We start from the raw sequence: 15,438 nt of genomic DNA, 5'->3' as shown, positions 1-15,438 counted from the left end.
GAGGGTGCGGATCAGGCGGGCACGGAGTGCGGGCTGCGCTCGGTGTCGCCGCCCGGGGCGGGCTCCGACGGGTCGGCGCCGAGCGCCACGATCCTGTTGTCCCGGTCCACGTGCACGACCTTGGGCCGCAGCGACCGCGCCTCGGCGTCGTCGACCTGAGCGTAACTGATGATGATCACGAGGTCGCCCGGGTGCACGAGGTGCGCGGCGGCCCCGTTGATGCCGATGACGCCGGAGCCGCGCTCCCCCTCGATGACGTAGGTCTCGAGCCGCGCCCCGTTGTCGATGTCGACGATGTGCACGAGTTCGCCGGGCAGCAGGTCGGCGGCGTCCAGCAGATCCGCGTCGATGGTGACCGAGCCGACGTAGTGGAGGTCGGCCTGGGTGACGGTCGCGCGGTGGATCTTGGACTTGAACATGGTGCGATACATGCTTCACTCCCAATGAGTCGCTCCCTGCCCGCTGTGTGCAGGTCAAGGGCTGTGCCGTCAGCGTACAGCGCAGGCGGCGGCCGTCGGGGGCGGGCGCAGGGCGGCCAGGAGGGCCAGGCGGGTGCCCGTGCCCTCCGGGGCGGCGGCCGTCGCGGCGAGCACGTGGTCGCCCTGGAGCAGGCACAGGCCGGGGCGGAGCACGACGTCGAGCGGTGGGTGGTGGCCGGCCGCCAGGAGGGTCACCGCCGGCCATACGGCGGTGAAGGGCAGATCGAGGCGGGCTTCGGCGTACAGGGCCGCGGGCAGGCCCGCGGCGAGGACGCGGAGGCGGCGCACGGGGTCGAGTGCGGTGACGGGCCAGTCGGTCATCGTGCTCACGCCCTTCGGACGTCGTGATGAAGCCCCCGTGACCGAGGCAGGAGCCTCAGGCGGATAGATAGAGGGGTCGTGCGCGGCCCGTACTCCGCGGCGGCCGGGAAACTTCGCGAAGGGCTGGAAAATGCCTCGGGAATCTTCATCCGCTGATAGGGTTCGATACGGCGTGTATCCAGAGGGATTCGCCGTCAACGGGGGCATCGACGGGGGTCGATATCGTGGAGCGAAGGTCTCCTCGCGATGACACAACTCGCGAATTGCGGACGGAAAACAATCTTCCGGATGTGCATTCTCCACCGGTTGGTCGCCACCCCTTCGTGCACTCTTTCCCGAGGGCCACGGGGGTGCTGTGACCGAAGTGGAGAACAGGTACGTGACCGACCGGGACCCGGAGGTCCTGGCCGCCCTGGTCGAGGGCGCGCAGCGCGGCGACCTGCTGGCGATGGACGAGCTGCTGAGCGTGCTGGAGCCGTACGTGGGCCGCATCTGCGGCCCGGTCGCGCTGCAGGACGGACCGGACGCGGCGCAGGAGGCGCTCATCGCCGTCTTCTGCAACATCCGGCAGCTCAAGTCCCCTGCCGCGCTGTTCGGCTGGGTGCGGGTGATCGCGGCGCGCGAGGCGGTGAAGTTCGCCAAGCGCCGCCAGGGCCGGCCGACCGTGCCGGTGGAGTGGGAGGACCGGGCGCACCCCGAGGACACGTTGCTGGCCTCGGACATCGCCGACGCCATGAGGCGTCTCGCGCCCGAGCACCGCGTGGTCCTGACGCTGCGTCATGTCGAGGGGCTCAGCGAGCAGGAGGTCGCCGACGTGCTGGAGATTCCGGTCGGGACCGTGCGGTCGCGGCTGTTCAGGGCGCGGCGGTCATTCCGGACCGCCTGGGACTGACCTGGCCGCGAGCCGCCGCGCGAGCCGGTCGAGGAGCAGGGCCGAGCACCTTTCGGCCCCGGGCTCGTGCCGGTGCGGCGGAGGTTCCGCGCCGCTGACGCGGGGGCCGCTGAAGACGGCGACCGTACAGCCGGTCCGGTCCGGCACGGCGGCCATCCCGTGCACGTGCGCCCCGCTCTGCAGCAGGCACCACCCGGGGCGCAGCACCACCTCGAAGCGCTCGCGGCGGCCGAGGGCGCCGACGGCCTCGCCCTGGAGCCGCCCGCCGCCGGAGCCGTCGGCGGGGGCGGTGAGGGTGAAGGAGCGCACCTCGGGCAGGAGATGCGGAAGTTCGCGTTCCAGGTCGGAGACGAGCGACCACAGGGTGTCGAAGGGGACGTCGAAGTGGCGCTCGACGCAGCCGGCGTGCGCGGCGGCCGAGGCGAGCACCCGCAGTCTTCGCAAGGGGTCGAGACCGGCTGTCGGCCGGCCGTCGCGCGCGGCACCCGTCATGATGGCGTCCCCCTCTGTGTCGTGTGCACGAGATTCGCACCCTCATCAGGTGCGGTCAAGCCCAGGCAAAACACTGTGAGCAATTCCGGACGCTGCCGTCCCACAATTCACGCGACTTCACCCGCGTGTGGGGCGGAATTCGGAAAACTTCGCCGGATGCGGTGGAGTGTGCGCGCTCCACGTCGACTCTTATTCCGTGTCGGCCCTTTCGGCCGCCGGCTTTTCCGGAAAGGAGTGCGTGGTCGTGATCTGGGAGACGAAACCCGACGCGGACGCCGCCGCCGCTCTCGGCGAGGCGATCCGCGCCCGCCTCGCACAGCATCTCGGCCTCTGCGCCGTGGAGACGGCCGCCGCGGTCACCGAGGCCGAGGACGGTCCGGGGACGCCTGTCGTCGCGGCGGCCGGAGCGCCGCCCGTGACCACCTGATGGGTGCCGGCGAGAGCCACCCCGCCGTCGGCGCGCCCGCCCCGGACGGAGCGTCCGGCGTATCCCGCGCGGCCGCTCCGGTCGGTGCGCCCCGGCCCACGAGGCCGGGGCCCGCCGACGGTCGCCGGGCCCTCGCCCCGTCCGGGGACGGCCCGGACCGTGGCGGGGGCGGCGGACGACGGCTCAGGGTCTGTGTCGTGGGGGCCGGGCCGCGCGGCCTCAGCGTGCTGGAGCGGCTGTGCGCCGACGCCCGTACGCACGCGCCCGGTGTCGCGGTGACCGTGCACGTCGTGGACCCGGACCGGCCGGGGCCCGGCCGCGTCTGGCGCACGGGCCAGTCGCGCCACCTGCTGATGAACACGGTCGCCTCGCAGGTCACCCTGTTCACGGACCCGACGGTGGAGATGGCCGGGGAGGTCGCGCCCGGGCCCAGCCTGTACGAGTGGGCGCGGCACGTGGCGTCCTCCGCGTACGCGGGCTCCGTCGACGAGGAGCTGCTTGCGCAGGCGCGGGCGCTGACCCCGGACTCGTACCCGACCCGCGCCTTCTACGGGCACTACCTGGAGTGGGTGTTCCGGCGCGTGGTGCGGGGCGCGCCGCCCGGCGTGCGGGTCGTGGTCCATCCGCTGCGCGCCGTCCGCCTCCAGGACGGGCCGGGCGGGCTGCAGAGCGTCACCCTGGCCGACGGCACCCGGATCGGCGGCCTCGACGCGGTGGTCCTCGCCCAGGGGCACCTTCCGCAGCGGGCCGACCCGGTGCAGAGGGGGCTCGCCGGGTTCGCCGCCCGGCACTCCCTCGTCTATCTGCTGCCCGCCAACCCGGCCGACCTCGACCTGCGGGCGATCCTCCCCGGGTCCCCGGTGCTGCTGCGGGGGCTGGGGCTCAACTTCTTCGATCACGTGGCGCTGTTCACCGTCGGCCGCGGGGGCGTCTTCGAGCGGGACGCCGCGACCGGCCGCCTCCGCTACCGCCCCTCGGGCCGGGAGCCGGTCCTGTACGCGGGTTCCCGGCGCGGCGTCCCGTACCACGCGCGGGGCCGCAACCAGAAGGGCGCGCACGGCCGGCACCGCCCGCTCCTGCTGACCCCCGCGAAACTGGCCGAGCTGCGGCGCGCCGCCGACCGGCGCGGCCTCGACTTCGCGCGCGACCTGTGGCCGCTCATCGCCAAGGAGGTCGAGACGGTCTACTACGCGGCGTGGCTCACGCGCGCGGGCCGCGCACGGGCCGCCCGCCGCTTCACGGCGCGCACGCTCGGGACGCCCTGGGGCTCGCCGCAGGAGGCGGCGCTGCTCGACGAGTTCGGTGTTCCGCAGGGCGAGCGCTGGGACTGGCAGCGCGTCCAGCGCCCGTACGGCGACGGCGGGTTCCCGACCGCGGGCGCCCACCGTGCCTGGCTCCTCAGCACGCTCCGCCGCGACCTCGCCGAGGCGGCGGTGGGCAATGTGGACAGCCCGCTGAAGGCGGCGCTCGACGTGCTGCGCGACCTGCGCAACGAGATCAGGATCGTCGTGGACCACGGCGGTCTCGCCGGCCGCTCCCACCGTGACGATCTGCGGCGCTGGTACACCCCGCTCAACGCGTTCCTGTCCATCGGGCCGCCGCCGCAGCGCGTCGAGGAGTTGATCGCGCTGGTCGAGGCGGGCGTGCTGCACCTCCTGGGTCCGGGCATGACGGTGCGCGCCGACGAGCGGGACGGGGTCTTCGTCGCGGAGTCCGCCGACGTGCCGGGCCACCGGGTCACGGCGACCGCCCTCGTGGAGGCCCGGCTGCCCGAACCCGATGTGCGGCGCACCGACGACCCGCTCCTGCGCCACCTGCTCGCGACCGGGCAGTGCCGCCCCTACGTGATCCGCGACGCCGTCCACGGTGACCACGAGACCGGCGGTCTCGCGGTCACCGGCCGCCCCTACCGCGTGATCACCGCCGACGGCACTCCGCATCCGCGCCGCTTCGCCTACGGCGTCCCCACCGAGTCGGTCCACTGGGTGACGGCGGCCGGGATACGGCCCGGCGTGAACTCGGTGACCCTCGGCGACGCCGACGCGATCGCGCTCGCCGTCCTCGGCCTCGCCCCGGCCGCGCAGCAGACGCCGGCCGCGCCCGTCCGAGCCGAAATCCAAGAAGGGGCGTGATCGCCAGGAGTACGACGGCCCCTTCCCCGCTCTCTATCCGTGAACCCTCTTTCTGGAGGAAGCATGACCATGCTCCGCCCACCGGGCGCACTGCGCTGGTGGACCCTCGCAGTCGTGTCCGTCGGCACGTTCATGCTCATGCTCGACCTGAGCGTCGTCGCCGTGGCACTGCCCGGCATCCGCGGTGACCTGCACGCGAGCTTCAGCGAGATGCAGTGGGTGTTCGACGCCTACGCGCTCACCCTCGCCGCCTTCCTCGTCATCTCGGGCTCGCTCGCGGACCGCAGGGGCCGCAGGCTCGTCTTCGTCATCGGCCTCGTCGTCTTCACCGCCGCCTCCCTCGCCTGCGGCCTCGCGGGCTCCATCGAGGTCCTGAACATCAGCCGGGGCGTGCAGGGCGTCGGCGCGGCCATCATGTTCGCGGTCGGCCCCGCGCTGCTCGGCCACGAGTTCCACGGCAAGGAGCGCGCCGCCGCGTTCAGCGTCTTCGGCGCCGCGGTCGGCATCGCCGCCGCGACGGGGCCGCTCATCGGCGGCGCCCTGACCAGCGGCCCGGGCTGGCGGTGGATCTTCTTCCTGAACGTGCCGGTCGGCCTCGCCACCCTGCTGGTCGCGGTGCGGCGGCTGCGCGAGTCGCGGCTCGCGCACAGCGCTGCGCCGGACTTCGCCGGGATGGCCGTGTTCACCGTCGCGCTCGCCGCGCTCGTCCTGGCGATCGTGCGCGGGAACACGGACGGCTGGTTCTCGGCGACCAACATCACGCTCTACGTCGTCGCGGCCGTCGGCCTGATCGCCTTCCTGGTCCTGGCGCGGGCGCGCGGCGAGAACGCGATGATGGACCTGCGGATGTTCCGCAACCGCACGTTCGTCGCGCTGTGCGCGGTCACCTTCCTCGCCAACGCCGCCGGACTGCCCGCGATCTTCATCGAGACCTCGTACCTGCAGAACGTCCTGGACAACTCGGCCTGGGAGGCCGGGCTGCGGTTCCTGCCGCTGTCGCTCGCCATGTTCGTCCTCGGCGCGGTGACGGGTGCGCTGACCAACAAGGTCCCCTTCCGGATCATCATGGGTGTCTCGCAGCTCGCCCTCGCCGGTGCTCTGCTCCTCACCCACCGCAGCGGCCCCGGCGACTCCTGGACGGCTCTGCTGCCGAGTCTGCTCGTGACCGGCGCGGCGTTCGGGCTGTTCCAGCCGACCCGGGCGGCGCTCGCCATCGGCGTCGCCGAACCCGCCAAGGCGGGCGTGGCCTCCGGCATCAACGAGACGTTCCAGCAGGTCGGGGTCGCGCTCGGGATCGCGGTCGCCGGGGCGTTCTTCGAGAACCGGGTGGCCGACACCTTCGCCCGCTCCGACGCCGCCGCGACCCTCGGCGACAAGAGCCACGACGTCGCGTCGGCGATCAGCGCGGGCGCCATCGAACCCGCCGCCCGGTCGGCGGGCCCGGCCCTGCGTGAGCAGGTCCTGGTGGACGGGCGCCATGCGTTCACCGAGGGCTTTCACCAGGCCATGACGTTGTGCGCGGCGATGGCGTTCACCGCCGCGGTGATCGCGTTCGCGTTCCTGCGCAACAAGGACCTGCACGAGAGCGCCCTCACCGGCGTCCCGCCGGACCTGCCCGACGAGGACGACGCGGCGGACGAGCGCGCCGACTCGCGCACCAAGACAGCTTCCTGACGCACCACCAGCAACAGACACCACCGTCCATTCACGTGCACCACGTTCTCTGGGGGAACCCCGCATGAAGCACCAGGGCATATCCGAGCGCGTCGACCTTCCGATCGACCGCATCCCTACCCGCTGGTACAACGTGATTCCGGATCTGCCCCGGATTCCCGACCGCTACATCGACAACGCCACCGGGGAACCGGTCACGCAGGAGTGGCTCGAGCGGCTCTTCGTCAAGGCCCTGGCCGCGCAGGAGAGCTCCCTCGAACGCTGGATCACCATCCCCGAGCCGGTGCGCGACGCGTACAAGCTGTGGCGGCCCACGCCGCTGGTGCGCGCCGTCGCACTGGAGCGGGAGCTGGACACCCCGGCGCAGATCTGGTTCAAGTACGAGGCGACCTCGCCGACCGGCAGCCACAAGCTCAACTCCGCCATCGCGCAGGCCTACTACGCCAAGCGCGACGGGCACACCCGGCTCGTCACCGACACCGGCGCGGGCCAGTGGGGCAGCGCCCTCGCGCTCGCCTGCCAGCTGATGGGCATCGACCTGACCGTCTTCATGGTGCGGGCCAGCTTCCACCAGAAGCCCTACCGCCGCCATCTGATCGAGACGTACGGCGCCACCGTACTGCCCAGCCCCGGCGACACCACCGCCTTCGGGCGCAAGCTGCTCGCCGAGGAACCCAACCACCCGGGCAGCGAGGCCACCGCCGTCAGTGAGGCCCTTGAGCTGGTCGACGCGGACCCGGGCACCCGGCTCGCCGTCGGCGCCTTCTCCAACCACTGCCTCCTGCACCACACCGTCATCGGCCAGGAGGTGCGCGAGCAGCTCGCCCTGATCGGCCGCAGCCCCGACTACCTGATCGCGTCCGTCGGCTGCGGTTCCAACCTGGGCGGCTTCGCGATGCCGTTCCTGGAGGACAAGCTGAACGGCGCGGACATCGAGATCCTCGCCGCCGAGCCGGAGGCGTGCGCGCCGCTCACGCACGGCGAGTACCGCCTCGACTGGGCCGACGCCGGCGGTCGCGGGCCGGGCGTGTACACGTACACCCTCGGCCACGACTTCGTGCCGCCGCCGATCCACGCGGGCGGCCTGCGCTACCACGGCTGCGCCCCGCTGGTCGGCCTGATGCGCCACGAGGGGCTCCTGGAGGCCACCGCCTATCCGCAGACACAGGTGTTCGACGCCGCCAGGACCTTCGCGCGGCTCCAGGGCTATCTGCCCGCGCCGGAGAGCGCGCACGCCATCCGCGCCGCCATCGACAAGGCCCTGGAGTGCAAGCGCACGGGCCGCGAGGCCACGATCGTCTTCAACTACAGCGGCCACGGGCTGCTCGACCTGGAGGCGTACGGCCGGTACAACGCGGGCCTGCTGCGCGACGTCGAGGAGGAGGACTTCTCCGCCCCGAGCCTCGCCCCGGTCCTCGAAGGGCGGGCGTCATGATCTCCTACGCCCAGTACATCGACGGCAAGGACGTCGAGGGGCAGCGCTGGACGTACGTCGTCCGTGCCTCCGCGCTCCTGCGCGACGTCGACAGCGCCTTCAACCTCAAGCGTGGTCTGGAGCTCGGCCGCACCACGGAGATCACCGACGACGTGGTGGCGCGGTGCGCCGTCGGCACCGTCGCCGACAGCGACCGCGCCCTGGAGGCGGCCCGCCGGGCCAGCCGCGCCTACCGGCTGCTGCCGCAGGAGACCCGCAGCCGGATCATGCTGGAGTTCAACGAGGCGCTGACCGCCCGCGCCGACGAGCTGATCGACCTGCTGATCGCCGAGGGGCACCCGCGCCGCCTCGCCCAGTGGGAGGTCAGCGGGATGCTGCGGGGCACCGACGAGGCGACGATCCGCTGGTACGAGAGCCAGCTCCGGCAGTCCTTCGAGGTGGAGGGCAAACCGCTCGAACTCGTCCGCAAGCCGGACGGGGTCGTGTGCGTCAACCCGCCGCAGAACGCGGCCGGTTCGAACTCGACCATGGCCGTGTTCGCGCTGCTCGTCGGCAACGCGGTCGTCGTCAAGGCGCCCCGTTCCTCCCCGCTCGGCGTGATGTTCGTCTTCCGTGACGTGCTCGCCCCGATCCTGGAGCGGCACGGCGCCCCGCCCGGCACCCTCAACGTGGTCTGCGGCAACGCGGGCGGCATCCTGCGCTCCTGGGTCACCAGCCCGCTCGTCGACGACATCCTGTTCTTCGGCGACAGCGAGGCCGGGCTCAAGCTCGGCGAGGAGTGCCTGGCGAACGGCAAGAAGGCGATCCTGGAGCTCGCGGGCAACGACGGCTTCGTCGTCTGGCGCGACGCCGACCTCGACGCCGCCGCCCGCGCCCTGGAGGAGTGCTTCTACGGCTCCAGCCAGATCTGCATGGTGCCCAAGTACGCGGTGCTGCACCCGGAGATCGCGGACGAGTTCACCAGGATCTTCCTGGACCGGGTCCGCACCCTGCGGCCCGGCTATCCGGAGGACCCGGAGACGCTGCTCAGCCCCGTACTGAAGGTCGACAAGTTCTTCGACTTCATCGCCGAGGCCCGTGAGGCCGGGGGCGAGGTGCTGTGCGGCGGACAGCGGGTGGACGTGGACGGCGAACCCTCGACCCGCGGCATGTTCTGCGAGCCGACCGTGGTCCGCGTCGACGGCCTCCAGCGCGCGGGCGGCCTCTCGCTCGTTCGCGAGGAGACGTTCTTCCCGCTCCTGCCGCTGGTCGTGCCGGAGAGCGCGCCGGACGAGCAGCTCTTCGAGCGGGTCGTCGACTTCGTGGACGGCAATCTGTACGGGCTGCGCAACTCCCTGTGGACCGGCGACCCGGATCTGGCGCGGCACTTCGCCGAGAGCGTCACCAACGGCGGAACGCTGAAGATCAACGACTCGCACATCGGGTTCAACTCGGTCCTGTCCACGCACGGCGGCACCGGCCGCACCGGCGGACCCTACGGCGAGCTGAACTACGCCGGTCTGCGCACCTCCCACCTGCAAGGCATCTCGTGGGGCGACGGCGACCCGAGGCCGCTCGACCCGCGGGTCCTCACCGCCGGCGAAACCGCCGGGGAAAGGGCACGGGGCTGACTCCATGACCGTCAACGGCTCGAGCATTGCGGGCGGTCCCACGGCCGTCGAGCGCTTCGACGTCATCATCGTGGGCGCCCGCTGCGCCGGTTCACCGCTCGCCGCGCTGCTCGCGCGCGCCGGCCTGAAGGTGGCCGTGCTCGAGCAGGCGACCTTCCCCAGGCCGACGCTCTCCTCGCACCTCCTGGAGGCGGACGGGCTGAAGTTCCTCGACCGGCTCGGCGTGCGCGGGCCGGTCGAGCGGACCGGCGTGCGGTTCATGAAGCACACCGACACCCGGCTCGGCGACTTCCGGGTCCGCACCCGCTTCCCGCTGGCCTTCGACGACCTCGGCGGCGCCGCGTTCCTCCAGCGCCACCTGCTCGACGCGATCCTCGCCGACGAGGCCGCAGCCTCCGGCGCCGATCTGCGGATGGGGACCCGGGTCGTCGAGGTCCTGTGGCACCGGGGGCGGGTGTGCGGGGTGCGCGCGGAGCGCAAGGGCGTCTCGACGCGGCTGCACGCGCCGCTCGTCGTCGGCGCGGACGGCCGCGCGTCGACCGTCGCCTACATGTGCGGCTCCCACAAGTACAACGTCAACCCCAACCAGCGCTCCTACTACTTCGCCTTCTTCGAGAACGCCGACCCCGCCCACGACGACCTGTTCGTCTTCCACCGCTGGGGCGACCGCATGGTGTGGGCGGGCCCCGCCGACCACGGCCTGTACCTGTGCGGGGTCTCCCCCGAGAGGCATGAACGGGAGTACTTCCGCGGGGAGACCGAGGCCGGGCTCTGGGCCCATCTGCGGGCCTGCGAACCCACCGCCGCCGCGCTCGCCGACGCCCGGATCGCGCAGAAGATCTCCGGCATCGTAAAGTTCGACGGCTACCTCCGCCAGGCATCCGGGCCCGGCTGGGTGCTCGTCGGCGACGCCGGGCACTTCAAGGACCCGGCGGCCGGGCGCGGCATCGGCGACGCGTTCCTCCAGGTGGAGGCGCTGGTCCCGGCGATCGTCGGCGCCCTGGACGGCACGGCCCGCGGTGGCGCGGACGCGGCGATGCGCCGCTGGGGCGTCTGGCGCGACCGCCGCTTCGAGGGCCACTACTGGCTCGCGACGATCCTCGGCGAGGCGGGCCCGCTGCCCGGAGCCGTCGAGGAGGCGCTGCGCCGCCTCGACGAACGCGGCCAACTGGACCGCTTCTTCGACCTGTACGCGCACCGCTCCAGCTACTACGACGTCTTCCCGCTGCGCGACATGGGCCTCGCGACCGCCCGCCGCCTCGTGTCCGGCGCGCAGCCCCGCGGACCGCTGCTCAAGGAGACCCTCGCGCTCCTCGCCCGCGAGCCGCGCCGCCGGTGGATCAACCGCCACCCGGCGTACGCCACGTCCGACCTGACGGCCCCGCCGGCCGCACGGACACCCCGCACCACCCAGAAGGACCGGAGGGAGACCGCGGATGCGGCACATAACGGATGAGCCCCGGGCGGAGGCCGACATCGTCGTGGTCGGGGCCGGCCTCGCCGGTCTGACCGCCGCCCGCGAACTGACGTCGGCCGGCTGGACGGTACGCGTCCTGGAGGCCCGCGACCGGGTCGGCGGCCGTCTCAAGGGCCTGGACCTCGGCGACGGGAAGACGGCCGACCTCGGCGGCGAGTACTTCGGCGACAAGAGCACGCTGATCGCCGAGACCGGCCGCTCGGTGGGGGTGCGGGGCTTTCGCACCTACGACGAGGGGCGCCGTCTGAGCTTCGTGGGAGGCCGCCGTCATACGTACAACGGCCTGTTCCCCTGGAAGCTCGCGCCGACCACGCTCGCCGACTTCGGGCAGGCGGTGCTGCGCATCGAGCGGCTCGCGCGCACCGTGCCGCCGGAGGCGCCGTGGCTGGCGCCGGACGCGAAGGCGCTGGACAGCCAGACGTTCTGGTCGTGGTGCCGCCGCAATGTGGCCACCCCTACGGCTCGCGCGTTCCTGTCGATGGTGACGGAGGCGGCGTACTGCGCCGCGCCCGCCGACCTGTCGATGCTGCACGTGCTGTACTACGCCAACGCCTCGGGCGGCTTCCGCTACCTCCTCGAGATCAGCCGGGGCATCCAGCGCTACCGCTTCGAGGGCGGCGCGCACAGCATCCCGCAGAAGCTCGCGCAGGATCTGACCGAGGAGATCCGGCTCGGCGCGGTCGTGCGCCGCATCGAGCAGCACAGCGACTCGGTGACGGTCTCGGGCCCCGGCCTCGAGGTCCGGGCCCGCTGGGTGATCGTCGCCGTCCCGCTGACCCTGTCGGGGCGCATCGAGTACGCGCCCGCCCTGCCCGGTTACCGCGATCAGCTCACCCAGCGGATGCCGGCCGGGGCCGCGCTCAAGTGCCTGGCGATCTACGACGAGCCGTTCTGGCGCGCCGACGGCTTCAGCGGCCAGGTCACCACGAGCGACGGCCCGTTCCGGGTGGCCCTGGACACGTCGCCGCCCGACGGGAAGCCCGGTGTCCTGTCCGCGTTCGTCACGGGTTCGGCGGCGCGCAGGCTGACGCGGCTCGGCGAACAGGAGCGGCGCACGGTGGTCCTCGGCGCCCTGGCCCGCGCCCTGGGCCCGCGGGCCGCACGCCCCGCCGACTTCGTCGAACAGAACTGGCTGGACGAGGAGTTCACCCGGGGCTGCTACCACGGCTTCGCCCCGCCCGGCGTCTACACCTCGTACGGGCCCGCCCTGCGCGCCCCCATCGGCCGCATCCACTGGGCGGGCACCGAGACCGGCGTCCACCAGATGGGCTCCATGGGCGGCGCCGTCGACTCGGGCCTGCGCGCGGCCCGCGAGGTCTTCGCCCGCGCGGTCGGAGACCGGGACCCGCGCGTGGCGATCCTGGGGATGGTGGGCCGTGGCTGACCGCGCCGGCCCCACCGCCGATCCGGGACGGACAAGGCGCCTCGCCGCCGCCCTCGGGGGAGCACGCTCCGCCGAGCAACCGGCGCGACAACTGCCCCCGAGCGGGGGCCGCACCCCGGACCGATCGGCAACCTTGTCCGAGGCGGCGCCCCATGACTGACCACCCCACCACCCAGGGCGCCCTCCTCCTCGTCGGCGGCCAGGCGGCGCGGCTGCTGCGGCAGCGCCATGCCGGGCTGCCGCTGCTCATCGGTGGTCGGCGCCCGGAGCGCGCGGAGAAGCCCGCCGCCTCATCCAAGGCGGCGCCCCATGACTGACCACCCGACCACGCAGGGCGCCCTCCTCCTCGTCGGCGGCTACGGAGTCGTCGGCGCACAGGCCGCGCGGCTGTTGCGGCAGCTCCATCCCGGGCTGCCGCTGCTCATCGGTGGCCGGCACCCGGAGCGGGCCGTGGAGTTCGCGGAGTCGATCGGGGCGCGGGCCGTGGCCGTTGATGCCGGGCGGCCTCGTCCGCTGGGCGCGTTGGCCGAGCGGCCCGCCGCGGTTCTCGGGGCGGTCAGTGACGGGCGGGGGCACCTGGCCGCCGACGCGATGCGGCTCGGCATTCCGTTCGCGGACATCCACCGGGCCGCCGCGTCCGACGTCCTCGACGTCTGCATGACGGCGACCCGCGAACGGCCCACCGGGGCCGTCCTGTTGGCGGGGAGCTGGTTCGCCGGGCTCGCCGCGCTCATGGCCGCCGCCACGGTGCGCGAGCTGGGCGGCGCCGCCGACCGGGTCGACGTCGTCGTCCTGGTCTCCTCCGACGACCGCGTCGGCCCGGACTCCTGGGGCTTCGCCGACCGCCTCGCCTGGCCCCACCACCCGATGCGCGCGGGCCGTCGCGTCCTGGCGCAGCCGATGACGGACGCCCGCCCGGCGCGTTGCGCGGACGGCGCCGTCCGCCCAGCCGCGCTGGTCGGCACCCTGGAGCAGACGACGCTGCCCGTCACCCTCGGCGTCCCGACGGTGGAGACGCGGATGGCGTTGCAGAGCCCCGCGTCGCTGCGCGCCTTGGTCGCCCTGAAGCGGTCCGGGACGCTGCGCGCCCTCACCCTGCCCGCCCTGCGCACGGTCCGCTCCGCCCTCCTGGAGCGGCCCGGCGCGGGGGACTTCGCGGGGCTCACGGTCACCGCGCGCGGCGCGGGCCGCACCGTCTCCGTCGACCTCCTCGACCCGCGCGGCCAGGCCCATCTCAGCGCCGTGGGCGCGACCTGGGCCGCCGAGCGGATCCTCGGCCCGGGGCTGCCGCCCGGCGTCTCCTACCCGGAGCAGTCCGCGCGCCCCGAGGCCGACCTCGACCTGCTGCGCCGGGCGCTGGTCCAGGTCCGTACGACCGGCTTCACCCAGACACCCCGACCCGCCCACGAAAGGAACCGCACATGAGGGACAAGCAGCCGGGCGACGGCCGGAACGCCGCCCTCCTCCTGGCCGCCCTGCGCACCGTCGGCGGCGCCGCCTTCCTCGCCCCGACGCTCGGCACGAGGAACTTCGGCATCAAGGACGACGCCGAAGGCATCTACCTGGTGCGGCTGTTCGCCGCCCGCAACATCGCCGTGGCCGGCGGCCTGCTGCTCAGCAAGGGCCCGGCGCGGCGCCTGTGGTTCCAGGCGGGCGCCGTCTGCGACGCCCTCGACACGGCCGCGGGGCTCGACGCGCTGCGCACCGGGAGGAAGGCGGGGGCGGCGGTCCACACCCTCGCCGCGCTGGCCGCCACCGCGGTCGGCGTGGCCGGTGCGCGCTCCGCGCGCGGGGAGGCGGAGCGGTGACCGAGCGCGTCTGCGTCATCGGGGCGGGCGCCGCGGGCCTCGCCATGGCCCGCGCCCTGGTCGTGCGCGGCATCCCCTTCGACTGCTACGAGCGCGGTCCGGCCATCGGCGGCCTGTGGCGCTATCCGCCGGACCCGTCGGAGCAGGGCGGCAGTTGCGCCTACCCCTCCCTGCACGCGAACACCTCCAAGACCGTCATGCAGTACCCGAGCTTCCCGATGCCGGACGACTGCCCGGACTACCCGCACCACACCGATGTGCTCCGCTACCTGAACGCGTACGCCGACCATCACGGCCTGCGCGGGCACATCCGGTTCGGCACCGAGGTGACGCGCGCCGCGCCCGCCCCGGGCGGCGGCTGGGACGTGACCCTCGCCGACGGGTCCGCGCACCACTACCGTGCCGTCCTCGTCGCCTCCGGGGGGCGCCACGGCGAGCCCGTGCACGGCCGGTTCGAGGGGAAGTTCACCGGCGAGCAACTGCACTCCGTGGAGTATCGCGGGCCGGACGGCTTCGCGGGGAAGCGGGTGGTCGTCCTCGGTCTCGGGGCGACCGCCGCCGACATCGCCACCGAGGTCTCCCGGGTCGCGGAGGCCACGTACCTGTCGGTGCGCACCGGTCACTACGTCGTCCCGAAGATCCTCGAAGGGCGGCCGATCGACCGGCTCTCGCCGCTGATGAGGAGGCTCTCCGTCGAGCAGCGCCGCCCGCTGGTGAAGCTGATGCTGAAGCTCGTCCACGGTGACATGACCGATTACGGGCTGCCCGCTCCCCCGTACAAGGTAGGCCAGGGCCCGTTCGTGGCGAGCAGCGAACTGCTTCCGGCGATCGTGCACGGCCGGATCACGCCGCGGCCGGTGATCGTCTCCGCCGAGGAGCGCACGCTGCGCTTCGCCGACGGGAGCAGTGCCGAGGCGGACGCGGTCATCCACTGCACCGGCTACCGGATCGCCGTCCCGTTCCTCGACCGGGAGCACGCGGGCGACGGCGACGACGCGCCGCCGCTCTACCACCAGGTCGTGCCCCCGCAGACCGAGGGCCTGTACTTCATCGGCCTGCTGCACTCGATGACGGCGCTGATGCCGCTCGCGGAGGCCCAGTCGGAGTGGGTCGGCGACCTGCTGACCGGTGCCGTCCGGCTTCCGCCGCGCGAGCGGATGTGGGCGCGGGTCCGGCAGGCGCGGCGCCGCCAGGACAAGCGGTTCCACGACTCCTCCGGGCACCTCCTGGTCGATCCGCGGGAGTACGAGCGGCTCATGACCACCGAACGCACCGCCGAACGCGCCGAGAGCGCGAGGAAGGACTGA

General features: G+C 73.4%; 15 protein-coding genes. 12 read left to right on the top strand and 3 right to left on the bottom strand.

Going from position 1 to position 15,438, the window contains the following annotated elements; all coding sequences use genetic code 11:
* Nucleotides 1-11 precede the first annotated feature (11 nt).
* Together panD and ABZ877_RS14590 are read right to left on the bottom strand one after the other, a co-directional pair.
* Nucleotides 12-431 (bottom strand): aspartate 1-decarboxylase, encoded by a 420-nt coding sequence (panD, locus tag ABZ877_RS14595; RefSeq protein ID WP_361069766.1) that lies wholly within the window; start codon nucleotides 429-431, stop codon nucleotides 12-14.
* A gap of 57 nt (nucleotides 432-488) precedes the next feature.
* The gene (locus tag ABZ877_RS14590) at nucleotides 489-800 is read right to left on the bottom strand and encodes a hypothetical protein (protein WP_361069763.1); all 312 of its coding nucleotides are present in this window, start codon (nucleotides 798-800) and stop codon (nucleotides 489-491) included.
* Between the two features lie 355 nt (nucleotides 801-1,155).
* On the opposite strand from ABZ877_RS14590, the gene ABZ877_RS14585 reads away from it, so the two are divergent.
* Complete coding sequence (locus ABZ877_RS14585; RefSeq protein ID WP_361069761.1) at nucleotides 1,156-1,692, top strand: sigma-70 family RNA polymerase sigma factor; 537 nt, start codon at nucleotides 1,156-1,158, stop codon at nucleotides 1,690-1,692.
* On the opposite strand, the gene ABZ877_RS14580 is transcribed toward ABZ877_RS14585, so the two are convergent.
* Nucleotides 1,669-2,184, bottom strand: a complete 516-nt coding sequence (locus tag ABZ877_RS14580) for a hypothetical protein (RefSeq protein ID WP_361069758.1) — start codon at nucleotides 2,182-2,184, stop codon at nucleotides 1,669-1,671. The two genes, ABZ877_RS14585 and ABZ877_RS14580, sit on opposite strands and share 24 nt — an antisense overlap.
* A gap of 244 nt (nucleotides 2,185-2,428) precedes the next feature.
* Between ABZ877_RS14580 and ABZ877_RS14575 the strand changes: the two genes are divergently transcribed.
* From ABZ877_RS14575 to ABZ877_RS14525, 11 genes are all read left to right on the top strand, one after another.
* Nucleotides 2,429-2,611 carry a hypothetical protein gene (locus tag ABZ877_RS14575; RefSeq protein ID WP_361069755.1) on the top strand — a complete coding sequence of 61 codons (183 nt, stop codon included), beginning with the start codon at nucleotides 2,429-2,431 and terminating at the stop codon, nucleotides 2,609-2,611.
* A 197-nt stretch (nucleotides 2,612-2,808) separates the two neighbouring features.
* The gene (locus ABZ877_RS14570) at nucleotides 2,809-4,743 is read left to right on the top strand and encodes an FAD/NAD(P)-binding protein (RefSeq protein ID WP_361069753.1); all 1,935 of its coding nucleotides are present in this window, start codon (nucleotides 2,809-2,811) and stop codon (nucleotides 4,741-4,743) included.
* Nucleotides 4,744-4,806: 63 nt separating this feature from the next.
* Nucleotides 4,807-6,417 carry an MFS transporter gene (locus ABZ877_RS14565; protein WP_361069750.1) on the top strand — a complete coding sequence of 537 codons (1,611 nt, stop codon included), beginning with the start codon at nucleotides 4,807-4,809 and terminating at the stop codon, nucleotides 6,415-6,417.
* Between the two features lie 64 nt (nucleotides 6,418-6,481).
* The gene (locus ABZ877_RS14560) at nucleotides 6,482-7,852 is read left to right on the top strand and encodes a TrpB-like pyridoxal phosphate-dependent enzyme (RefSeq protein ID WP_361069747.1); all 1,371 of its coding nucleotides are present in this window, start codon (nucleotides 6,482-6,484) and stop codon (nucleotides 7,850-7,852) included.
* Nucleotides 7,849-9,462: an aldehyde dehydrogenase gene (locus ABZ877_RS14555; RefSeq protein WP_361069745.1), complete on the top strand. Its 1,614-nt coding sequence runs from the start codon at nucleotides 7,849-7,851 to the stop codon at nucleotides 9,460-9,462. Before ABZ877_RS14560 ends, ABZ877_RS14555 begins: the two co-directional genes overlap by 4 nt.
* A 4-nt stretch (nucleotides 9,463-9,466) precedes the next feature.
* On the top strand, nucleotides 9,467-10,918 hold the full coding sequence (locus ABZ877_RS14550) for an FAD-dependent monooxygenase (protein ID WP_361069743.1): 1,452 nt from the start codon (nucleotides 9,467-9,469) through the stop codon (nucleotides 10,916-10,918).
* Nucleotides 10,899-12,323: a flavin monoamine oxidase family protein gene (locus tag ABZ877_RS14545; protein WP_361069740.1), complete on the top strand. Its 1,425-nt coding sequence runs from the start codon at nucleotides 10,899-10,901 to the stop codon at nucleotides 12,321-12,323. The genes ABZ877_RS14550 and ABZ877_RS14545 overlap by 20 nt, the downstream gene beginning before the upstream one ends.
* A 152-nt stretch (nucleotides 12,324-12,475) precedes the next feature.
* Nucleotides 12,476-12,640, top strand: a complete 165-nt coding sequence (locus ABZ877_RS14540; protein ID WP_361069737.1) for a hypothetical protein — start codon at nucleotides 12,476-12,478, stop codon at nucleotides 12,638-12,640.
* Nucleotides 12,633-13,748: a saccharopine dehydrogenase gene (locus tag ABZ877_RS14535; RefSeq protein WP_361069735.1), complete on the top strand. Its 1,116-nt coding sequence runs from the start codon at nucleotides 12,633-12,635 to the stop codon at nucleotides 13,746-13,748. The genes ABZ877_RS14540 and ABZ877_RS14535 overlap by 8 nt, the downstream gene beginning before the upstream one ends.
* Nucleotides 13,745-14,131 (top strand): hypothetical protein, encoded by a 387-nt coding sequence (locus ABZ877_RS14530; RefSeq protein ID WP_361069732.1) that lies wholly within the window; start codon nucleotides 13,745-13,747, stop codon nucleotides 14,129-14,131. Before ABZ877_RS14535 ends, ABZ877_RS14530 begins: the two co-directional genes overlap by 4 nt.
* Nucleotides 14,128-15,438: an NAD(P)-binding domain-containing protein gene (locus ABZ877_RS14525; RefSeq protein WP_361069729.1), complete on the top strand. Its 1,311-nt coding sequence runs from the start codon at nucleotides 14,128-14,130 to the stop codon at nucleotides 15,436-15,438. Before ABZ877_RS14530 ends, ABZ877_RS14525 begins: the two co-directional genes overlap by 4 nt.

It is taken from the genome of Streptomyces sp. NPDC046939, from assembly GCF_040644575.1.
Lineage (GTDB): Bacteria > Actinomycetota > Actinomycetes > Streptomycetales > Streptomycetaceae > Streptomyces.
The sequence above is the reverse complement of the archived record's forward strand: the minus strand, read 5'-3'. Positions and strand labels throughout refer to the sequence as shown.